Origin of the sequence: Acidocella sp. (genome assembly GCF_035535915.1) — a bacterium.
Taxonomy (GTDB): Bacteria; Pseudomonadota; Alphaproteobacteria; order Acetobacterales; family Acetobacteraceae; genus Acidocella.
The window spans coordinates 14005-34039 of record NZ_DATLPB010000125.1 but is presented as its reverse complement, the minus strand read 5'-3'; the positions used below and the strand labels follow the sequence as shown (position 1 = coordinate 34039).

The 20035-nt window shown below is 62.9% G+C and carries 19 protein-coding genes and 1 tRNA gene; 8 read left to right on the top strand and 12 right to left on the bottom strand.

The window, feature by feature from the left end:
- Positions 1–10 precede the first annotated feature (10 nt).
- Complete coding sequence (locus tag VNC39_RS17195; protein WP_325400880.1) at positions 11–1288, top strand: MFS transporter; 1278 nt, start codon at positions 11–13, stop codon at positions 1286–1288.
- Positions 1289–1421: 133 nt separating this feature from the next.
- On the opposite strand, the gene VNC39_RS17190 is transcribed toward VNC39_RS17195, so the two are convergent.
- Entirely contained in the window at positions 1422–2063 is a 642-nt protein-coding gene (locus VNC39_RS17190) for a GntR family transcriptional regulator (protein WP_325400879.1), read from the bottom strand.
- A gap of 151 nt (positions 2064–2214) precedes the next feature.
- Here VNC39_RS17190 and VNC39_RS17185 point away from each other — a divergent pair, with 151 nt between their 5' ends.
- From VNC39_RS17185 to VNC39_RS17175, 3 genes are all read left to right on the top strand, one after another.
- A complete protein-coding gene (locus tag VNC39_RS17185) occupies positions 2215–3480 on the top strand; it encodes a CaiB/BaiF CoA transferase family protein (RefSeq protein WP_325400878.1) in 1266 nt (421 codons plus the stop codon).
- Between the two features lie 5 nt (positions 3481–3485).
- Positions 3486–4268: an enoyl-CoA hydratase/isomerase family protein gene (locus VNC39_RS17180; protein WP_325400877.1), complete on the top strand. Its 783-nt coding sequence runs from the start codon at positions 3486–3488 to the stop codon at positions 4266–4268.
- Positions 4269–4399: 131 nt separating this feature from the next.
- The gene (locus VNC39_RS17175; RefSeq protein WP_325400876.1) at positions 4400–5377 is read left to right on the top strand and encodes a bile acid:sodium symporter family protein; all 978 of its coding nucleotides are present in this window, start codon (positions 4400–4402) and stop codon (positions 5375–5377) included.
- A gap of 124 nt (positions 5378–5501) precedes the next feature.
- On the opposite strand, the gene gatB is transcribed toward VNC39_RS17175, so the two are convergent.
- Genes gatB through gatC form a run of 3 tightly spaced genes read right to left on the bottom strand, consistent with a single transcriptional unit; the run spans position 5502 to position 8721 of the window.
- Complete coding sequence (gene gatB, locus VNC39_RS17170) at positions 5502–6956, bottom strand: Asp-tRNA(Asn)/Glu-tRNA(Gln) amidotransferase subunit GatB (RefSeq protein WP_325400875.1); 1455 nt, start codon at positions 6954–6956, stop codon at positions 5502–5504.
- Positions 6953–8437: an Asp-tRNA(Asn)/Glu-tRNA(Gln) amidotransferase subunit GatA gene (gene gatA, locus VNC39_RS17165; protein WP_325400874.1), complete on the bottom strand. Its 1485-nt coding sequence runs from the start codon at positions 8435–8437 to the stop codon at positions 6953–6955. Before gatA ends, gatB begins: the two co-directional genes overlap by 4 nt.
- Positions 8434–8721: an Asp-tRNA(Asn)/Glu-tRNA(Gln) amidotransferase subunit GatC gene (gene gatC, locus VNC39_RS17160; RefSeq protein ID WP_325400873.1), complete on the bottom strand. Its 288-nt coding sequence runs from the start codon at positions 8719–8721 to the stop codon at positions 8434–8436. Before gatC ends, gatA begins: the two co-directional genes overlap by 4 nt.
- A gap of 46 nt (positions 8722–8767) precedes the next feature.
- Here gatC and ruvX point away from each other — a divergent pair, with 46 nt between their 5' ends.
- A complete protein-coding gene (ruvX, locus tag VNC39_RS17155; protein WP_325400872.1) occupies positions 8768–9229 on the top strand; it encodes a Holliday junction resolvase RuvX in 462 nt (153 codons plus the stop codon).
- Positions 9230–9364: 135 nt separating this feature from the next.
- Here ruvX and VNC39_RS17150 read toward each other — a convergent pair whose 3' ends face one another.
- Complete coding sequence (locus VNC39_RS17150; RefSeq protein WP_325400871.1) at positions 9365–10369, bottom strand: LLM class flavin-dependent oxidoreductase; 1005 nt, start codon at positions 10367–10369, stop codon at positions 9365–9367.
- Positions 10370–10421: 52 nt separating this feature from the next.
- The gene (gene lipB / locus VNC39_RS17145; protein WP_413788800.1) at positions 10422–11069 is read right to left on the bottom strand and encodes a lipoyl(octanoyl) transferase LipB; all 648 of its coding nucleotides are present in this window, start codon (positions 11067–11069) and stop codon (positions 10422–10424) included.
- Positions 11070–11092: 23 nt separating this feature from the next.
- Between lipB and VNC39_RS17140 the strand changes: the two genes are divergently transcribed.
- From VNC39_RS17140 to VNC39_RS17130, 3 genes are all read left to right on the top strand, one after another.
- A tRNA-Leu gene (locus VNC39_RS17140) sits at positions 11093–11178 on the top strand.
- A gap of 151 nt (positions 11179–11329) precedes the next feature.
- Positions 11330–13603 carry an NADP-dependent malic enzyme gene (locus tag VNC39_RS17135; protein WP_325400870.1) on the top strand — a complete coding sequence of 758 codons (2274 nt, stop codon included), beginning with the start codon at positions 11330–11332 and terminating at the stop codon, positions 13601–13603.
- 60 nt (positions 13604–13663) lie between these two features.
- Entirely contained in the window at positions 13664–14221 is a 558-nt protein-coding gene (locus VNC39_RS17130; protein WP_325400869.1) for a GNAT family N-acetyltransferase, read from the top strand.
- 120 nt (positions 14222–14341) lie between these two features.
- On the opposite strand, the gene lpxB is transcribed toward VNC39_RS17130, so the two are convergent.
- The 6 genes from lpxB to ppk2 all read right to left on the bottom strand — a co-directional run bounded on the left by lpxB (position 14342) and on the right by ppk2 (position 19974).
- Entirely contained in the window at positions 14342–15481 is a 1140-nt protein-coding gene (gene lpxB, locus VNC39_RS17125; protein WP_325400887.1) for a lipid-A-disaccharide synthase, read from the bottom strand.
- Position 15482: 1 nt separating this feature from the next.
- Positions 15483–16358 (bottom strand): carbon-nitrogen hydrolase family protein, encoded by an 876-nt coding sequence (locus tag VNC39_RS17120; RefSeq protein WP_325400868.1) that lies wholly within the window; start codon positions 16356–16358, stop codon positions 15483–15485.
- Positions 16359–16362: 4 nt separating this feature from the next.
- Entirely contained in the window at positions 16363–16974 is a 612-nt protein-coding gene (locus tag VNC39_RS17115; RefSeq protein WP_325400867.1) for a GNAT family N-acetyltransferase, read from the bottom strand.
- Positions 16958–18625 (bottom strand): c-type cytochrome, encoded by a 1668-nt coding sequence (locus VNC39_RS17110; protein ID WP_325400866.1) that lies wholly within the window; start codon positions 18623–18625, stop codon positions 16958–16960. The genes VNC39_RS17115 and VNC39_RS17110 overlap by 17 nt, the downstream gene beginning before the upstream one ends.
- 210 nt (positions 18626–18835) lie before the next feature.
- Entirely contained in the window at positions 18836–19222 is a 387-nt protein-coding gene (gene hisI / locus VNC39_RS17105; RefSeq protein WP_325400865.1) for a phosphoribosyl-AMP cyclohydrolase, read from the bottom strand.
- Positions 19219–19974, bottom strand: coding sequence for a polyphosphate kinase 2 (gene ppk2 / locus VNC39_RS17100; RefSeq protein WP_325400864.1), 756 nt, complete (start codon positions 19972–19974; stop codon positions 19219–19221). The genes hisI and ppk2 overlap by 4 nt, the downstream gene beginning before the upstream one ends.
- Positions 19975–20035: the final 61 nt, after the last annotated feature.

Genomic DNA, 20035 nt, shown 5'->3' with positions numbered 1-20035 from the left:
GAAACCAAGAATGAAAGCGACAAACGTCGTGCTCGCGCTGCTCTGCGCGATGTATTTCATCACCTATATCGACCGCGTGAATGTCGGCACGGCCGCGAGCGGCATCCAGCACGATCTACATCTGTCCAACACGGAACTCGGCCTGGTCTTTTCGGCCTTCGCCTATCCGTATCTGCTGTTCCAGATTGGCGGCGGCTGGATCGCCGACCGGTTTGGGGCGCGACGAACCTTGTTCTGGGGCGGTTTGATCTGGGCGGCGGCGACGGTCGGCACCGGCCTTGTCGGCGGCCTTGGTTCGCTGTTTCTGTTCCGCTTCCTGCTCGGGTTTGGCGAAGGCGCGACGTTCCCGACCGCAACTCGGGCCATGCAAAGCTGGGTGCCGAAACCCAAGCGTGGCTATGCGCAGGGACTGACCCATGCCTTCTCCCGGCTCGGCACCGCGGTCACGCCGCCGGTCATCGCATTGCTGATGGTGCTGTTCAGCTGGCGCCTTTCCTTCGTCATTGTCGGCGCTGTCAGCTTCGCCTGGGTTCTGGTCTGGTTCTGGTATTTCCGGGACGACCCGAAAGAGCATCCTTCGATCACATCAGAGGAATTGCACAGTTTGCCGCCGCGCCCGGTGCTGCCGAGCGAAAAGCCGAAAGTGCCCTGGGGCGCTCTGATCCGCCGCATATGGCCGGTTACGGTGACCTATTTCTGCTATGGCTGGGGACTTTGGCTTTATCTGAACTGGATCCCGCTTTTCTTCAAGAACAACTACCATATGAACCTCCAGCATTCGGCCTTGTTCTCTTCCAGCGTGTTTTTCGCCGGTGTGGTCGGCGATACGCTGGGCGGAATGATCTCGGATGGGTTGCTGCGCGCCACCGGCAATGTGCGCCTGGCCCGGATCGGGGTGATCGTGGTCGGCTTCCTCGGGGCGCTTGTCTCGCTAGTGCCGATTTTCTTTGTTCACAGCACCGATACGGTGGCGCTCTGCCTTGCCGGCGCGTTCTTCTTCGGCGAGCTGGTGATCGGGCCGATCTGGTCGGTGCCGATGGACATTGCACCGAAATATTCCGGCACGGCGGCGGGGCTGATGAATAGCGGTTCGGCATTCGCGGCCATCGTGTCGCCGCTGACCGCCGGTTTTGTCATTGATGTCACCGGCAACTGGTATCTGCCCTTCCTCATGACCATCGCGGTGCTGTTGCTCGGGGCGGGCTGTGCTTTCCTGATGCGGCCGGAACAACCGTTCGACGAGCCGTTGCTGAGTGCGGCCGCGGTAAAACCCGCCGCGGCGGAGTGAAGGAAGCGAAATCCTTTGTTTTTCCCGGGCTCGGCTGGTTTCGAGGCCACGGGCCCGGAGAAACAAAGATTTTGCACTGTTCGTGTCGCGGAGGGCGTTAGTGCCAGGAGCGGCAGGTTAGTCCGTCAGGCCTTTATTTGAGGGTTTCGGCGAAGCCGGCCCGCTCCACCTCTTCAGCCTTGTGGCGCAAATGCGTTTTCAGCACCAAGGCCAGCATGGCGCCGTCGCGCCGTTGCAAGGCGTTGAGCATCGCTTCATGTTCGAGCATTGCCGTGCGCCAATGCGCCTGGGTCATCGGCGCCACGTAACGGGCCCTGCGGATGCGTGTGTTCACCCCGTCATAGAGGCCAACCAGCACCGGATTGTCAGAAGCCTTCACAATCGCCTCATGGATCGCGCGGTTGCAGGCGTAATAAAGCTCCATCGCCCCCGCCGCGAAATGCCGCGCCATCTCCGCATGCAAAGAGGCAATGCGGGCAATATCTTCCTCGGAAATGCGCTGGCAGGCGAGTTCTCCAGCGGCCGACTCCAGGGCTGCTGAGACATCGAACAGGTCACGCACATCCTTCATCGTCAGCTTTGCGGCGCGGGCGCCGCGATGCGGCAGCAACACCACATGGCCCTCGGCGGCGAGCACTTTCAGGGCCTCGCGCAGAGGCGTGCGGGAGATACCGAGTTCCGCGCAGAGCGTCTGCTCCTGGATGCGGCTGCCAGGAGCAATCTGCCCCTCGATCAGCAGCGTGCGGAGCCGTGAGATGGTGTCTTCATGAAGCATTCTGGGTCTCTAGCAGGACTGGCCTGTTGGCGCATCTGAGAATTTTGAATTCAAAATTGGCCTAGATTGTAAATAAAACTTGACTCAAACGCGGTATTTCGTGCTTTTTGCATTCAATACAGATCGCGCAAAAATATCGAGGGACGCAAAAATGCAGCACGAAAACCAGGCCGGCGCGGCGGCGCCGGGCAAGCCATACGGGCCCCTGACCGGACTCACGGTTGTCGATATGTCGCATGTCATGGCCGGGCCGATGTGCGGCATGCTGCTTGCAGACATGGGCGCCGACGTCATCAAGCTGGAAAAATATCCCGGCGGCGATGACACGCGTCGTTCCACCCCGCCTTCCATCGCGGGTGAGCCGGCTGCGTTCATGGTGATGAATCGCAACAAGCGCGGCATTGTACTGGATCTGAAAGCAGAAGCGGGGCGCGAGGCGTTGCTGCGCCTGGTCGGCAACGCGGACATCGTCATCGAGAATTACCGCAAGGGGGCGCTGGATAAGCTCGGGCTGGGCTATGAGACGCTGCAGGCGCGCAACCCGAGACTGATTTTCTGCAGCATTTCCGGCTTCGGTCGGACCGGCCCTTATGCCGATCGCGGCGGGTTCGACCTGATCGCCCAGGGCATCAGCGGCGTGATGAGCGTGACCGGCGAGGGGCCGGGCCGCGCGCCGGTGAAGGTGGGGCCCCCGATTGCCGATATCGGCGCCGGATTGCTGGCCACCATCGGGATTCTCGCCGCGCTGTACAACCGGCAACAGACCGGCCTGGGGCAGATGGTGGACACATCCCTGCTCGAAGCCGGCATTTCTTTCCTGCATTGGCCGGCGGCGATTGCCTTCGCCACCGGGGCGGCGCCGGGTCCGCTCGGCTCCGGACATCCGTTGATGGCACCGTATCAGGCGTTTCGTACCGCTGACCTGCCGATCACGCTGGGGGCAGCGAACGACAATAATTGGCGCCGGCTGCTGCAGGTTTTGCAAGCGCCCGATCTCGCAGAGGATGAGCGTTTTGCCAGCAATGGCGGGCGTATGGCCCATCTGCCGGAACTGGCGGCGCGGCTGGAGGCGATTTTCATGACCCGGAAATCGGCAGAATGGCTGGCGGCTTTGGATGCGGCCGGCGTGCCGGCCGGGCCGGTGCTGAACGTGTTGCAAATGGCCGACGACCCGCAAGTGCAGGCGCGGCAGATGATCGTGGAAACCGCGCATCCCGTCGCGGGGCCGGTGAAAGCGCTCGGCCTGCCGATCAAATTTTCCGCGACCCCGGGCGAGGTGCGGCGGCCGGCGCCTTTGTATGGCGAGCATACCGGCGAAGTGCTGCGCGAGCACGGTTTTTCCGAAGCGGAAATCTCGGCTCTGCTCGAGTCCAAGGCGGCTTTTGCGCCGGCAGAGTTACAAAAGGCCGCGGAGTAAGCGCAATGGAACAGCAAGATTCAGAAATCCTCTATGAAGTCCGCGACGACATCGGTTACGTCACCTTCAACCGCCCGGCGGCACGCAACGCATTCACCTTCGGCATGTACGAGACATTGGTGAAAATCTGCGCCGAGGCGCCCGGCCAGGGCGTGAAAGCCTTGGTGCTTACCGGGGCGGGCGATAAGGCCTTTGCCGCAGGGACGGACATCAACCAGTTCCGCGCCTTCAAGACGCCGCAAGATGCGATCGATTATGAACGGAGGATCAATGGCGTGTTGGACGCCATCGAGACCTGCCAGGTGCCGACCATCGCCGCCATTTGTGGCGCCTGTACCGGCGGCGGCGCAGGGATCGCTGCCGTATGCGATTTGCGCATCGCGACGACGGATATGAAATTCGGTTTTCCGATCGCGCGTACGCTGGGCAACTGCCTCTCCACCGAAAATTACGCACGGCTCACCGGGCTCATGGGCGCGGCACGGGTGAAGGAAATAATTTTCACCGCCCGGTTGATCGAGGGCCCGGAAGCGAAAGCCATCGGCTTTGTCTCGGAGCTTTTGGAGACGAAGGAAGCTCTTCTGTCCCGTGCCACGGAACTCGCGCAGACCATCGCGCAACACGCGCCCCTCACATTGCGCGTGACCAAGGAGGCCTTGCTGCGGATTGGCCAGTTGTCGCGCATCGACGCCGAGGGACTCGTGCTCACTTGCTATATGAGTGAGGATTTTCGCGAAGGCATGGATGCTTTCCTCACCAAGCGCAAACCGCAATGGCGCGGGAGGTAAGTAAGGAAGGGCTTCTTTTTTGGAAAAAGGAAGCAAAAAACGTCTTTAAACCGGGCCGCGTTGGTGTCGCTGCCACGGGCTCAAACGAACAAAATCGGCCAATTTAACACTAACAAAAAAGAGTAGGGAAAATGTCCACTGCCCAATTTCTGTTGAACAAGATGATGCCGGTCTGGCTCGTCGTTTGTGGCCTGCTCGGTTACGCCGCGCCGCAGACCTTTGTCGTTTTCGCGCATTTCTCCATTTATTACCTCGCCGGCGTGATCCTGCTGATGAGCCTGACGCTGACGCTGGACGCATTGAAGCCGGTGCTCACCAAGCCCGGCCCGCTCTTGGCAGGCTTCGTGATCAAATGGGTGACGGTGCCGTTGGTGGCGGTCCTTGCCGCGCATGTCGTTTATGCCAGCCAGCCGCAATTGGCCGCAGGCACGATTCTCGATGGCGCGACGCCGGCGGGTGTTACCTCCAACCTCTTCACCTTCCTGGCCAATGGCACGGTGGCGCTGGCGATCGCGCTCACCTTCGTCCACACATTGCTTTCGCCGCTGCTCACGCCGGCGCTGACCTCAGTGTTCGCGCATAAATATGTGCATGTCGATTTCTTCGCGCTGCTGCATCAGATGTTGACGATGGTGCTGCTGCCGTTGGTGGTGGGGATCGCGCTGCGCGCCGCGATGGGGCCGAAGCGCATCCTGGCGGTCAAGCCCTTCCTGCCGATGGCCTCCGCGATTTTGCTGTATTGCCTGTGTCTGGGCCTGGTCGCCGCCGCGGAGCCGGCGATTGCCAAGAACCTGTTGTGGATTCCGATCATCGCGGTGACCACCTCGGTGCTCTGCGTGATCAACCTCGTGGTCGGCTATTTCCTGGCCCGCGCCCTGCGGCTCTGCGAGGCGGATGCGCGCGCGATCATGTTCGATGCCGGCGTGTATAATTCCGGCCTCGGCGCGGTGCTCGCGACGGTGAATTTCGGCGCGTTCGCGGCCTTGCCGGCACTGCTGAACACATTGATGAACATGATCATCGGTTCATCGCTCGCCACTTACCTGCATGGCAAACCGATGGTTTCTGACGTCGTGGTGCCGGAGTCGGACACCGCGCCTGCCGAATAAGAGGAAGGCTACTTTTTGTGAACAAAAAGTAGCAAAAAAACTTTATTTATGCTGGGCCATGGGCGTTGGCGCCGACACAGCCTCAGGCCCAGCGTAAGCAAAAGTTTTTGCGCCGCTTTTTTCCTTATCCGAGCTGCTTCTTAACCGCCTCGTTCACCAGCGCCGGGTTGCCCTTGCCGGCCATGGCCTTCATCACCTGGCCGACGAAGAAGCCGAACAATTTATCCTTGCCGGACTTATATTCGGCCACCTTGTCCTGGTTGGCGGCCAGCACGGCGGTGACGGCTTGGTCGATGGCGCCGGTGTCGGTCACCTGGCGCAGCCCCTTGGCCTCGACGATGGCGGACGGCGAGGCGCCGGTTTCGACCATTTCCTCGAACACGTCCTTGGCGATGCGGCCATTGATCGTCTGGTCGGAGATCAGGTCGAGCAGCTGCCCGAGTGCCAGGGCCGAGACCGGCGAGGTTTCGATGGTCTTGCCGGTACGGTTCAGCGCCGCGAAGAAATCGCCCGAGATCCAGTTGGCCGCCAGCTTGGCGTCGCGGCCCTTGGCCACGCTCTCATAGAAATCGGCCGTGGTCTGTTCGGCGGTCAGCACGCCGGCATCGTAGAACGTAATGCCATATTGCTCGCAGAAGCGGCGGCGCTTGTCGTCCGGCAGTTCGGGCAAAGCGGCCTTCAGGCTGTCCACCCATTCCTGTTCCAGCACCAAGGGCAGCAGGTCGGGCTCGGGGAAATAGCGGTAATCGTGTGCGTCTTCCTTGGAGCGCATCGAGCGGGTTTCGCCTTTGGCCGGGTCGTAGAGCCGGGTTTCCTGCTCGACCACGCCGCCCGATTCCCAAACCGCGATCTGCCGCTGCGCTTCGGCCTCCACCGCATGCATGACAAAGCGCACGGAGTTCACGTTCTTGATCTCGCAGCGCGTGCGGAATGCCTCGCCCGGCTTGCGCACGGACACGTTGACGTCCGCGCGCATGGAGCCTTCTTCCATGTTGCCGTCGCAGGTGCCGAGATAGCGCACGATCTGGCGGATCTTGCGCAAATAGGCCCCGGCTTCTTCCGGCGAGCGGATGTCCGGCTCGGAGACGATCTCCATCAGCCCGACGCCGGCGCGGTTCAAATCGATGACCGACTTGCTGGCGTGCTGGTCATGCATCGACTTGCCGGCATCCTGTTCCAGATGCAGCCTGGTGATGCCGATCTTCTTGATCGTGCCGTCCTGAAGCTCGATTTCCACGATGCCGGTGCCGACGACCGGGTGCGCGAACTGGCTGATCTGGTAGCCGTTCGGCAGGTCGGCATAGAAATAGTTCTTGCGGTCGAAGCGCGAGACCAGATTGATCTGCGCCTGCAGGCCGAGTCCGGTGCGCACCGCCTGCGCCACGCATTCGCGGTTGATCACCGGCAGCATGCCGGGGAACCCGGCATCGACGAAGCTGACATGGGCGTTCGGCGCGCCGCCATATTCGGCGGAAGCGCCGGAGAACAATTTGGCTTGCGAGACCACCTGGGCATGGACCTCCAGCCCGACGACGATCTCCCAGGTTCCGGTATTGCCTTCCAGGACGTAGCTGCTCATGCCGAAACTCCCGCACGGATGGTGGGCAGGGCCGAGAAGCCCGCGGCGCGTTCCAGTGCTGCCGAGACGGACAGTACCGTCTCCTCGTCGAAATGCTTGCCGATCACCTGCAGCCCCAGCGGCAGGCCCTCGGCGCTGAGCCCGGCCGGCACGCTCATGGCCGGCACACCGGCGAGCGAGGCGGGCACGGTGAACACGTCGTTCAGATACATCGTCACGGGGTCTCCCATCTTCTCGCCCAGGCCGAAAGCGGCGGAGGGCGCGGTCGGGGTCAGGATCGCATCGACATCGGCGAAAGCGGTCTGGAAATCGCGCAGGATCAGCGCACGGACTTTCTGCGCCTTCAGATAATAGGCATCGTAATAGCCGGCGGAGAGCACATAGGTGCCGATCATGATGCGGCGCTTCACCTCGGCGCCGAAGCCGGCGGCGCGGGTGCGCTCATACATGTCGATCAAATCCTCGCCATCGACACGGGCGCCGAAGCGCACGCCGTCATAGCGGGCGAGGTTGGATGAGGCCTCCGCGGGGGCCACGATGTAATAGACCGGCAGGCCGTATTTCGTGTGGGGCAGGGAAATCTCGCGGATCTCCGCGCCCTCGGCCTTGAGCCAGGCGACGCCCTGTTCCCACAGGCGCAAAATCTCGGGGCTCATGCCGTCCGTGCGGTATTCCGCCGGGATGCCGATTTTCTTGCCCTTCACGCCGCCTTTCACGGCGGCGCGGAAATCCGGCACCGCGCGTTCGGCGCTCGTGGAATCCTTCGCATCGAATCCGGCCATGGCCTGGAGCAGGATGGCGCAATCCTCCACGGTGCGGGCGATCGGCCCGGCCTGGTCGAGCGAGGAGGAGAAGGCGATGATGCCGTAGCGCGAGCAGCGGCCATAAGTGGGCTTGATGCCGGCAAGGCCGGTGAAAGACGCAGGCTGGCGGATGGAACCGCCCGTGTCGGTGCCGGTCGCGCCCAGGGCCAGCCGCGCCGCGACGGCGGCGGCCGAACCGCCGGACGATCCGCCGGGGACCAGCTTGGCGTCGGAGCCGTTGCGCTTCCACGGGTTTTCGACCGTGCCATAGGCCGACGTGATGTTCGCCGAGCCCATGGCGAACTCGTCCAGATTCGCCTTGCCGAGAAACACCGCGCCGGCATCCAGCAATTGCTGGGTCACCGTGCTCTCATAAGGCGGCACGAAGGGGCGCAGGATGTTGCTGGCAGCGGTGGTGCGGCTGCCGGCGGTGCAGAACAGATCCTTGATCGCCAGCGGAATGCCGGTGAGCGCCCCGGCGCCGCCGGCGGCGATGCGCGCGTCGGCGGCCTGGGCCTGGGTCAGAGCCAGCTCCGGCGTGGCGGTGATGTAGGCGTTCAAACGCGGGTTCAGCACCGCGATGGCCGCGTTATGCGCCGCCGTCAGTTCGACGGCGGAAATCTTTTTCGCCGCCAGGGCCGCACCGGCCTCGGCGATCGTCATATCTGTCAGGCTCATTCCACGACTTTCGGTACGGCAAAAAAGTGATCGACCCGGTCCGGGGCGTTGGCGAGGATCTTTTCGGCGATCTCGCCGTCGGTGCGGACATCCTCGCGCAGGCGCATCGCCATTTGCGCGCCGCCGGTGAGCGGCTCGACGCCGTCCACATTCACCTCGTTCAGTTGTTCCACATAGCCCAGAATTGAATTCAATTCCGTCTGCAGCGTCGCGACTTCGGCGTCGTCAACGCGGATTCGGGCCAGTTTCGCAATACGGCGCACCGTTGCGGTATCGAGCGACATCAATAATCCCTTGGGTTTAAAGCCAGGGCGGACCATAACCGCGCGCATGACGCTCTTCAACCTCGCCGAATTTTCGCGCCAGCTCGCGCCCAACGCCCGGCTGCTGGGGCTCGACCCCGGCACCAAACGCATCGGCGTGGCGCTTTCCGATGTCGGGCGGCGCATCGCCAGCCCCTATACCGTGCTCGCCCGCGCCAAACTGAAGCAGAACGCGGCGGAGATCGCCGCGATCATCGCCAGGGAAGGGGTAGGCGGCCTGGTGATCGGCCTGCCCTTGGACGAAGAGCAAAAAATCGGGCCGCGGGCGCAGGCGGCGCGCGATTGGGCCCATGCGCTGGCGGCGGCCACCGGCCTGCCGGTGGCGATGCAGGATGAAAGCCTGACCACCGCCGACGCCCACGAACGGATGATCGAAGCCGGCCTCAGCCGCGAACGCAGGGCCGAACTGGTCGACAAACTCGCCGCCGCGGGGATTCTCCAGGCGGCATTGGATGCGATGCAAAAGTAAGGAGAAGCGCTTCTTTTTTGAAAAAAAAAGCAAAAAACTTTTTTAAACTGGGCCATGGGCGTTGTCGGTGACACAGCCTCTGGTCCAGCATAACAAAAGTTTTTGCGCCGCTTTTTTTAAAAAGCGGCCACTTGCTTACTTCAGCTTGAACTCCCGTGCCAGTAGCTCATAGGATCGTTGCCGTGCCGACGGGTCCGACACGCCGCAGGTGATGGAAAATTCCTGCACGCCGAGCTGGTCCGCCAGCGCGCGTAGTTGCGCCGCCACGGCGGGTGCGGTGCCGATGACCGCTTCCGCGCGGTACGCTTTCAGCCGTTCGCGGTCGATGTCGGTGAGCGGGGACGCCTCGACCTCTTCCGGGGTGGGTAAGGGAATGTAGCGGCCGCGGTCGCGCATCAGCCGCCACATGGCCCGGGAGCGGAAATAATATTCGGCTTCTTCCTCGGTATCGGCGGCAAACGCCCAGACCGTGATGGCGGCATGCGGCGCGGCTAGGAATTCCGAGGGTTTGAAAGTGGCGCGGTAGATATCCAGCGCCTGGGCCGCGCCGTACCCGTCGCTGAAGAAATAAGCGAAGCAGTAAGGCAGGCCGAAATAAGCGGCGAGCTGGGCGCCGTAGTTGGAGCTGCCGAGGATCCACATTTCCGGGCCATGCGGGCCGGCGGGCTGCGCATAGATGCCGCGGAACGGATGGTTCACCGGCAGCTCACGTCCCAGCACCCAGGTTTGCAGATCCCGGACCTGGCCGGGAAACGCATCCGCCGCCTGCGCGGCGTTGGGGTTGAGGGCGAAGGCGGTCCGCTGGTCGGAGCCCGGCGCGCGGCCGACGCCAAGGTCGATCCGCCCCGGGGCGATGGCTTCCAGCACGCGGAACTGCTCGGCCACTTTCAGCGCGGAATAATGCGGCAGCATGATGCCCGCGCTGCCGAGGCGGATGGTGCTGGTGGTCGCGGCGAGTGCCGCCAGCAGCACTTCCGGCGCGGAGCCGGCCACCGAATCGGAGCTATGATGCTCGGAGAGCCAGTAGCGGTGATAGCCGTAAGCCTCGCAGGCCTGGGCGAGGGCGATGGTTTCGCGAATCGACTCATCCGGAGAGACGCCGCTGCGTACGGGCGATTGATCGAGGACGGAAATTTTCATGGTCGAGATATAGGGTCTCCTGGCGAAGCGGAAATGTCGGCGGCGACCCGGCCTAGCCGAAAATCGCCGCGAAATTGTCCCGCAACGCGGCATCCACCTCGTCCATGCTGGCTTGCACCCCGAGCGCCGCCAGGCTCGTCACGCCATGCTCGCGGATGCCGCAGGGAACGATGCCGTCGAAATGCGAGAGGTCCGGGTGCACATTCAGCGCCAGCCCGTGCCAGGTGACCCAGCGGCTGACCCGCACGCCGATGGCGCCGATTTTCTTTTCCCCGGTCTCGGTCACGACCCAGATGCCGACGCGGCCGGCGCGCGTTTCGCCTTTGATGCCGAAGCCTTTCAGGGTGACGATGACCCAATGTTCGAGCCCCGCCACATAACAGCGTATGTCACGGGGTGGAATGCTGCCATGCGTTTTCTGCAGATCCAGCATCACATAGGCCACGCGTTGGCCCGGCCCGTGATAGGTCCATTGGCCGCCGCGCCCGGCCTGGTAGGTCGGGAACCGATCGGCCTCCTGCAGGTCGGAAGCTGCGGCGGAGGTGCCGGCCGTGTAGAGCGGCGGATGCTCGACCAGCCATACCAGCTCCTCCGCCGTACCGGCGCGGATGGCGGCGGCGCGCTCGCGCATGGTGGCGAGGGCGAAGTCATAATCCGTGTGGCCGGACGTGATTTGCCATGTTGTCGGCGCTTTCATCATGGTCTATAGGCTCCCAGCCCGATGCGGTCGTGGCGAAATGGTAGACGCGCAAGCTTGAGGTGCTTGTGGGGGAAACCCCTTGGAAGTTCGAGTCTTCTCGACCGCACCACTGTCCCGGAAAGCGGGACGATCCCAACCTCCCATCATCTGTAACATAGCAAAGCTGATCCGATCCCCTGTTGTCTCGGGCTGCTTGTTGGCGCATGAAACGGCGGCCAGATTGGCAGCATAAACGCTGAGATTGGGGAGTCCTGCATAATATGGATGAAGATTTACGCAAAGCGGCGCTGGAGTACCACCGCTCGCCTCGGCCCGGCAAACTGGCCATTACGGCGACCAAACGTATGGAAACTTCGCGCGACCTGGCTCTCGCTTATTCTCCTGGCGTTGCCGCGGCATGCGATGCGATCAAAGCCGAACCCGATAGTTCGTTCGACTATACGTCGCGCGCTAATCTCGTTGGGGTGATCACTAACGGCACCGCCGTGCTCGGCCTCGGCAATATCGGCGCGCTCGCCGGCAAGCCGGTGATGGAGGGCAAGGCTGTCCTGTTCAAGAAGTTCGCCGGCATCGACAGCTTCGACATCGAGGTGAGCGAGCAGGACCCGGACAAGTTCATCGAGATCGTCGCCAGCCTGGAAGGCACGTTCGGCGGCATCAACCTTGAGGACATCAAGGCGCCGGAATGCTTTAAGATCGAGCAGATTCTGCGCGACCGCATGGCGATCCCGGTCTTCCATGACGACCAGCATGGCACCGCGATCATCGTCGGCGCCGCGGTGCTGAACGCGCTGCGGGTGCAGAACAAGAAGATCGAAGACATCAAGATCGTCACCTCCGGCGCCGGCGCCGCCGCGCTGTCCTGTGTGAACATCCTGCTGTCTCTCGGTGCCAAGCCGGAAAACGTCACCATGACCGACATTCAGGGCGTGGTGTATAAGGGCCGCCCGAATCTCGACCCGACGCTTGAGAAGGTGGCGCGCGAAACCGATGCCCGCACGCTGCCGGATGTTCTGGCCGGGGCCGATGTGTTCCTTGGCCTCTCCGCGCCGCGCGTGCTGAAGCAGGAATGGCTGCCGTTGTTCGCGCCGAACCCGCTGATCCTGGCGCTGGCCAATCCGGAGCCGGAAATCGCACCCGAGCTGGTGAAGGCGAGCCGGCCGGATGCGATCGTCGCCACCGGCCGTTCGGACTATCCGAATCAGGTGAACAACGTGCTCTGCTTCCCGTTCATCTTCCGCGGCGCGCTTGACGTCCGGGCGACCGGCATCACGGAGAGCATGAAACTCGCCACCGTCGAGGCGATCGCCGAACTGGCGCGGGTTGAAGCTTCCGAAGCCGTGGCTGCGGCTTACGGTGGGCAGGCGCCGATGTTCGGGCCGGACTATATCATTCCGAAGCCTTTTGATCCGCGGCTGATCATGCACATCGCCCCGGCCGTGGCGCGCGCCGCCATGGATGCCGGAGTCGCGCGCAAGCCGATCGAGGATTTCGACGCCTATAAGCATGAGCTCGAACGCTTCGTGTTCCGCTCCGGCCAGTTGCTGCGCCCGGTGATCGAGGTGGCGCGCAAGGCCTGCCCGCGTGTGGTCTATGCCGAGGGCGAAGATGACCGCACGCTGCGCGCGGTGCAGAGCGTGGTGGATGACGGCCTGGCGCAGCCGATCCTGGTCGGTCGTGGCCTGACGATCGCGCAAAAGATCGCCAAACTCGGTCTGCGCCTGAAGCCCGGCCAGGATGTGCGCATTGTTGATTTCGATCAGGACCAGGAGCTCTACGATCGGCTGCTGACCGCGTACCGGAAGCGGGTGGGGCGTCGTGGCATCCCGCCGGAAGCGGCGGCACGGACACTGCGCCGGCGGCCGACCGTGGCGGCGGGCATGCTGCTGGAAGCCGGTGAGGCGGATGCGGCCATCTGCGGCGGGTATGGCGATTGGTGGCGGCAGTTCGAATATGCGCTGCCGCTGATTCCCCGCCGTCCCGGGATCAAGCGGGTCTACGCGATGACCGCGTTGATCCTGCAGGCCGGCGTGCTGTTCTTCTGCGACACGCATGTGAATGTGGACCCGACCGCGGAAGAAATCGCCGAAATGGTCCAGCTCGCGGCCGAGACGGTGCACCGGTTCGGCATCGCGCCGAAGGCGGCCTTGCTGTCGCATTCGAATTTCGGGGCTTCGAACTCGCCGTCGGCGCGCAAGATGCGCCAGGCGCTGAAGCTGATCCGCGCCCAGGTGCCGGATCTCGAGATCGACGGCGAAATGCATGCCGATGCGGCCCTGGTCGAGCAGATCCGCAACCGGGCGGTTTGCGACTCTGCCCTGACCGGTACGGCAAATCTGCTGATCTTCCCGAATATCGATGCCGCTAACATCGCGTTCAATCTGGTGAAGGCGACCGGCGAGGGGGTGACGGTGGGACCGATGCTGATGGGGCTGGACAAGCCGCTGCACATCGTCGTGCCGAGCACCACCGCGCGCGGCATCACCAACATCAGTGCCGTGGCGGCGATGGAAGTCGCGCTTAACGCCAAGTAAGTCGAAAAAGCCCGGACCTCTGGTCCGGGCTTACGACGTTTGTTGAACGGGATGGAGATTTTGGAACCGTTCGATACGCCGGAGATCATCGTGACCACGCGGCTCGTTCTGCGTGGTTCACTTCCTTCAGATCTCCCGATACTTTATGACCACGTTTTCTCGGATGGCGCTGTGATGCGTCACGCATTTACGGGGGCGCCGTTATCGCTGCCGCAAGCGACGGATTTTTTTGAAAATAACTTTGACCACAAAGCCTGCGGGACAAAACTCGGCGTGTTGACAGACCGTGCGACCACCGAGGTGCTTGGCTTCGCGGGCCTCCTTCCGTGTGATGTTCTGGGGGCAGCGGATTACGAGATCGGCTTCATCTTGCGCCGCGCGGCGTGGGGTCATGGCTACGCTACCGAGATCGGCATGGGCCAACTCGAATACGGGTTCTCGACCAAAGGATGCAGGCGCTTGCTCGCTCAGGTGTCTCCCCAGAACAATGCCTCAATCTCAGTCCTTCAAAAAATAGGCATGAAATTCCTTAGAACGGTCGAGACCCACGAGCGTGGTACGAGGCTCGTATACGTCGCTCACAATCATGGCCTGCTCCCGAACCGGGGGGCGTCATAAACGGCATCGCGCAGGCACTTACTTTTTGTCAGCGTAGACAGTGCTGGTTTCACCGCCACCGGCCCAGAGTCAAAAAAAGTTTTTGGTGCCGCTTTTTTCAAAAAGCGGCTACTTTTTTCCTTAATCCAACAACTTCAAAATCGCTTTCGCCGCCGCTGCGGAAGGCTTGCCGTCCGGCGCTTGCAGGCTCGCCAAAGCGGTGGAGAAACCCTGCCGCTGCATTGCCGCGGCGTTCGCGTCTGTGAGCAAAGTTTGCAGCGTTGCACTGAGCTTTTCCGGCGTGCAGTTTTCCTGCAGCAATTCCGGCACCAGAGCGTGGCCGGCGAGCAGGTTGATTATCGCCACGTGCTTCACCTTGATCAGCCGCCTTCCGATCGCGGCGCTGAGCGGGTTGACGCGGTAGGTCACGGCCATCGGCACGCCGGCCATGGCGAGTTCCAGGGTCGAGGTGCCGGACTTTGTCAGCGCCGCGCGGGCGGCGGCAAAAGCGTCGTAGCGCGTGGCGACATCGCGCACGATGATCGGCCGCGTCTTCCAGTCCTGCGTGTGCGCCTCCACCACATCGGCGATCACCGGGGCGGCCGCCAGCACCGGCCGCAGACCGGGGATTTTTTCCCTTAGGCGCGCCATGGTGTCACGAAACACCGGCAGCAGCCGGGTGGTTTCGGTCACGCGCGAGCCTGGCATCAGCACCACGGGAACGTCCGCTGGCGTGAGGCCGTGGGCGGCGCAAAACCGCGCGGCATCGCCGCTGCCGGCGCCCGATTCCAGCACCGGATGCCCCGTGAACAACGGATGCAGCCCATGCGGCGCGAAAAACTCCGGCTCAAAGGGAAGCAGGCAGAGCAGTTCGTCCCACAGGCCCGGGAATTTCTTCACGCGTTCCTGCCGCCAGGCCCAAACCTGGGGTGCTACGTAATGCACGCGCTTGATGCCGGTGCCGCTCAGCGCCTTGAGCACGCGCAGGCAGAAGCCGGGGCTGTCGATGGTGACCACGATATCGGGCCGGCTCTCCTTGATCGCCGCCACGGTTTCGTTGAGGCGGCGGCGCAGGAGCAGAATCCGCGGCAGGATTTCGGCGAGGCCCATCACCGCCAGCTCCTGCATCGGGAATTGCGAAACCATCCCGGCCTCTTCCATGCGTGGGCCGCCGATGCCGGAAAACACCAGGTCAGGCTGCCGGGCGCGCAACGCCGTCATCAGCCGTGCGCCCAGCACGTCGCCACTTGCTTCGCCTGCGATCAGGAAAATGCGGGCCATCTCAGGCGAGCTGGATGACGGGTGCGGCAGCGACATCGGCGTGCCAGTCGCGATGGTTCAGCACGCCGCCTTCGCGCCGCACATTGTCGATGGCGGTGAAATCCAGGCTGGTGAAGAGCAGTTCCGATTCGTCCATCTCGCCGGCCGCCTGCACGCCGTCGGGCGGGAAAAAATGGTCGCAAGGCGTAAACAAGGCCGCATGACCGCGATTTTCGTCGATCGCACCGGACCATGCGGCCTTGCCGACCAAGGGAATCACCGCGACGTAGCACTGATTTTCGATGGCGCGGGCGCGGGCGCAGAAGCGCACACGGTTGAACCCCGCGAGGCTATCGGTGCAGCTCGGCACCAGGATCAGTTTCGCGCCGGCCTTCACCTGCGCGCGCACATGCAGCGGAAATTCCGCATCGTAGCAGATCGACACGCCGATGCGCCCGAACTTCGTGTCGAAGATTTTCGGCCCGGTGCCGCCGCGCACGCCCCAGCGCTCCGCCTCGAAGCGTGTCATCGCCTGCTTGTCCTGGAATTCGAGTTGGCCGCTCGGGCCGATGAAGGGGGCGCGGTTGTGGATTTCCGCCCCCACGCGCATCGGCACCGTGCCGCCGAGCAGGAAAATCTTGTGCCGGCTGGCGATGGCCACCATGGCCTGCACCAAGGCTTCGGCCTGGTCCACCACGTCGGCGAGTTCGGCCTCGATGTCGGGCGCTTTGATATGGGCGCCGGCCAGAGCCATCGAAAAATATTCCGGCAGGGCCAGAAGCTCAGCGCCGGCGAGCGCGGCCTGCGCGGCCAGGCGGTCGATGCGGGTTACAAAGGCGTCGAAATGCGGCGGCGGAGAGACGCTGAAAGGAGCAAGAGCCAGTTTCACCAGTTTCATGGGCCTATCGCGTAAGCGATCTGGTCCAGAAAACCAATGTTTTTTCGGTGTCTTCGGTGGCGCCGCGGTCGCGCCATGTCATCTGGCAGGAAAGTTCCGGGCGTTTGGCGTAGCCGCGATGAGTCCAGAAATTGTCCAACGGCGTGTAGTCAGGGTCACGCAAGGGATGCGTCGCGGGGCGCTGCACCGCGCAAAACGTCGTCGTCTCGAACCCGGCGGCTTGGGCTTCGCGGGCGGCAAAAAATTTCACGCCGATGCCGCGGCCGCGATATTCCTTCAGCAGCACGCTCTCGCCGAAGTAAAAGATTTTCGACACATCCCAGCCATGCGCGACGAAGGGCTTTTGCACGTTCGGCGTCTCGGCCGCCATCGGCAGGCAGGTCGCCGCACCGACGATATCCTGTCCGGCCTCGGCGACGATCATCGCCGCACCTTCAGCCTGCACGTAGGTCTGGAGGTACCGCTCCTCGTGCGCCAGGTCGCCGTCGTAAATATACGGCCATTCGCGGAACACCTCGATGCGCAGCCGCGCGATGTCGGGCAGGAGGGGGAGGATATCCTGGCCGGTGACGGTCCGTACGGTCACCGGCCGGTCGCTTTCAGTGGGATGGGGCAACAGGCGTATCAATCAATGGTTGGGCATTGGCGACGAAATTTTCCAGCGCTTCACGCCGAGCAGACAGGCTCATCCCCGTCTCGTGGGCGATGACCGGGCAGTAGGCCGCGAGCAGCGTGTTGCTGATGTCGGCGCGGCTGATCTTTGGATTGGCGCTGCGCAGGGCCGCGATCAGTTCGCGAACCTTATTCGGCATCGTGGCCGGAGTCGCGCCCTCAAAAATGTTGAGCAGCCCGTTGCCGGGGTCGGCGACGGTGCCGGCGGCGCCGGAGCTGCTGACACGCGGGCAGCCCATTTCATCGGACAACAAATCGGCATTCAACGGCACCGCGGCGATGCCGCGCAGCCTCATGACATCCCGCGGGGTGGCGTTGGGCACGCCTTTGTTGCCCCAGGATGTGCGCACATAATTCGCGACACCGGCGATCTCGGCATCGGACAGACTGCTGGCGAAGGATGGCATGGGCGGGCCGTTGGTTCGCCACGGGCTGATGCCGCTCAGCACCGCGCCGATCACGTTATAAGGATAGGCAGCGGTCACCGAATCATTGCCCGCAAGATTGGGGAAGATCTGATTGATGCCGCCGCCGGTCTGGCCATGGCAGGCGGCGCAGTTGGCCGCATACACCTTTGCGCCCAGGGCCTGCGAATTCGCGGCATCGCGCACCGCCGGGGGGGCTGGCGATTTTTGCGGCACGGTCTGGGTTTGCAGGTAATCCGCGATATCCGTCGCATCCGATGCGGGAAGCTGGCTCAGCGACCGCTGCACAACCTCCTGCATCGGCCCATAGGCGGACCCTTTGCTCATGTTGCCGTCAGCATGCAGGTAGGCGACGAGATCGGCTTGTCGCCAGCCGCCGACCCCGTCGGCTTTGTCGGAGGAGATGTTCGGCGCGTAGAAGGCGTCGATCGGCGAACCCGAAAAGGCGCGGTCGGCGATCATCGCGCCCATGGCGTTGCGCGGTGTGTGGCATTCCTGGCAATGGCCGAGCGCCTCGGTCAGATAGGCGCCGTTTTTCATCGCCTCGTCCCAGCCGGGCTTCATCTGCATCGGGCCGGACCGGAAGAACAGCAGCCGCCAGCCGAGCAGTGAGGGGCGCTGGTTGAAGGGGAAACGCAGGGCGTTGACCGAAACGGGCGCCGCCACCGGCGGCAGCGAGAACAGATAGGCCTTGATCGCCATCACGTCGGCGTAAGAGAGCTTGGTGTAGGATGTGAACGGCATGGCCGGGTACAGAAATTTTGGAAACACGAGATAGCTGTGGCCGGGCGCGATGCCGTCATGCACCGCATTCCAGAACTGCCTGTCGGTCCAGTTGCCGATGCCGGTGGCCTTGTCCGGCGTGATGTTTGGGGTGGTCAGGCCGCCGAACGGCGTATTGATCACCAGCCCGCCGGTGAAGGGCGCGCGGTTCGGACCGGTATGGCAAGGCATGCAATCCGCCGCGAGGGAGAGATATTTGCCGCGCGCAATCATGGCAGCGGGATCGGTCGGGGCGGTCAGGCTGGCCTGCGGGTAATTCGCGTTGCCATCGGCCTGGGCGGCGTGGGTCGACATGGCAACCAGGGCGCCGCCGCCAAGCAGCAGAGCCAAGGCGGCCGTGGCAAGCCACGCGCGCAACGGCCGAAAACCCGAGCAAGCTGAAGACATGGCCGGACTCCCCCTATTTTGTTGAATTCTTTGTCGCGAAGTTTTGCCGATGGGGCAATAGTGGAGGTAAGTGAAAGAAAGGGCTTCTTTTTTGAAAAAAAGAAGCAAAAAACTTTTGTTACTCTGGGCCATGGGCGTTGGCGCCGACACAGCCTCCGGCCCAGCATAGTAAAAGTTTTTGCGGCGCTTTTTTCAAAAAGCGCCTGCTTTCTAGCTGCCCTTATACAACATCTCCGGCGCGACCAGCGGTGCCGCAATTTCCACCAGCGCGCCGTCGCGCCAGGCGCGGTAAAAGCAACTACGCCGTCCGGTGTGGCAAGCGACGCCGGTCTGGTCGACCAGCAGCAGCAGCGCGTCGCCGTCGCAATCTAGCCGCATTTCCACCAGCTTTTGCACCTGGCCGGAGGATTCTCCCTTGCGCCAGAGTTTTTGCCGCGACCGGGAGAAATAACAGACCTGGCCAGTACGCAGGGTTTCCAGGATGGACTCCCGGCTCATCCACGCCAGCATCAGAATCTCGCCGGTATCGTGCTGCTGGGCGACGGCGGTCACCAGCCCGTCGGCGTTGAAATCGATCTTTTCGAGCAATTCGTTCATGAGGCGAGCATCCCGTTGGTCAGGCAAGTTTCATCGAAGCGGCACAGAATGTCGCTGAATGTCTCATGCGGTACGGCGTTCTCATAGTCCACCCGCGTGATCAGGTCGGCGATGATCGCCAACCGCGCGGCCTTTTTGTCGTCGGCGTGCACCACGATCCAGGGGGCGGCGGCGCTGTCGGTGGCCAGCAGCATGGCGTTGCGCGCCTTGGTGTAATCGTCGAAATGTTTGAGCGCCTGGTCATCGATCGGGCTGATTTTCCATTGTTTCAGAGGGTCCTTGCGCCGATCTTGCAGGCGCTCTTTCTGTTCGGCGCGCGTGATGTCGAGATAATATTTGATCACGGTGATCCCGGCCTCGGCCAGCATGGATTCGAACACCGGGGCGGTGCGCAGAAACTCATGATATTGCTGGGCGGTGCAAAACCCCATGACCTGCTCGACGCCGGCGCGATTGTACCATGAGCGGTTGAACAGCACGATTTCCCCCGCCGCCGGCAAATGCTGCGCGTAGCGTTGAAAATACCATTGGCTGGTCTCGGTGTCGGATGGTTTCGGCAGAGCGACGACGCGGATGTCGCGCGGCGACAGATGTTCCGTGATGCGCTTGATCGTGCCGTCCTTGCCGGCAGCGTCGCGCCCTTCGAGGATGACAAGGATTTTGCGCCCCCGGGCGATCACGTGGCGTTGCAGCTTCACCAGCTCGATCTGCACGTTACGGAGAGATTTGCTGTACGAGTTGTTTTTGCTCATGGCCGATATATAGGCCTTCATACCGCCGTGAAAACGGATGTCCGGCAGATGGGCGCGGGGA

Bases quoted from the DNA above. Each gene is read 5' to 3' on its own strand.
- VNC39_RS17195 (WP_325400880.1), top strand. From the start codon at position 11: ATGAAAGCGACAAACGTCGTGCTCGCGCTGCTCTGCGCGATGTATTTC.
- VNC39_RS17190 (WP_325400879.1), bottom strand. From the start codon at position 2,063: ATGCTTCATGAAGACACCATCTCACGGCTCCGCACGCTGCTGATCGAG.
- VNC39_RS17185 (WP_325400878.1), top strand. From the start codon at position 2,215: ATGCAGCACGAAAACCAGGCCGGCGCGGCGGCGCCGGGCAAGCCATAC.
- VNC39_RS17180 (WP_325400877.1), top strand. From the start codon at position 3,486: ATGGAACAGCAAGATTCAGAAATCCTCTATGAAGTCCGCGACGACATC.
- VNC39_RS17175 (WP_325400876.1), top strand. From the start codon at position 4,400: ATGTCCACTGCCCAATTTCTGTTGAACAAGATGATGCCGGTCTGGCTC.
- gatB (WP_325400875.1), bottom strand. From the start codon at position 6,956: ATGAGCAGCTACGTCCTGGAAGGCAATACCGGAACCTGGGAGATCGTC.
- gatA (WP_325400874.1), bottom strand. From the start codon at position 8,437: ATGAGCCTGACAGATATGACGATCGCCGAGGCCGGTGCGGCCCTGGCG.
- gatC (WP_325400873.1), bottom strand. From the start codon at position 8,721: ATGTCGCTCGATACCGCAACGGTGCGCCGTATTGCGAAACTGGCCCGA.
- ruvX (WP_325400872.1), top strand. From the start codon at position 8,768: ATGACGCTCTTCAACCTCGCCGAATTTTCGCGCCAGCTCGCGCCCAAC.
- VNC39_RS17150 (WP_325400871.1), bottom strand. From the start codon at position 10,369: ATGAAAATTTCCGTCCTCGATCAATCGCCCGTACGCAGCGGCGTCTCT.
- lipB (WP_413788800.1), bottom strand. From the start codon at position 11,069: ATGATGAAAGCGCCGACAACATGGCAAATCACGTCCGGCCACACGGAT.
- VNC39_RS17135 (WP_325400870.1), top strand. From the start codon at position 11,330: ATGGATGAAGATTTACGCAAAGCGGCGCTGGAGTACCACCGCTCGCCT.
- lpxB (WP_325400887.1), bottom strand. From the start codon at position 15,481: ATGGCCCGCATTTTCCTGATCGCAGGCGAAGCAAGTGGCGACGTGCTG.
- VNC39_RS17120 (WP_325400868.1), bottom strand. From the start codon at position 16,358: ATGAAACTGGTGAAACTGGCTCTTGCTCCTTTCAGCGTCTCTCCGCCG.
- VNC39_RS17110 (WP_325400866.1), bottom strand. From the start codon at position 18,625: ATGTCTTCAGCTTGCTCGGGTTTTCGGCCGTTGCGCGCGTGGCTTGCC.
- hisI (WP_325400865.1), bottom strand. From the start codon at position 19,222: ATGAACGAATTGCTCGAAAAGATCGATTTCAACGCCGACGGGCTGGTG.
- ppk2 (WP_325400864.1), bottom strand. From the start codon at position 19,974: ATGAGCAAAAACAACTCGTACAGCAAATCTCTCCGTAACGTGCAGATC.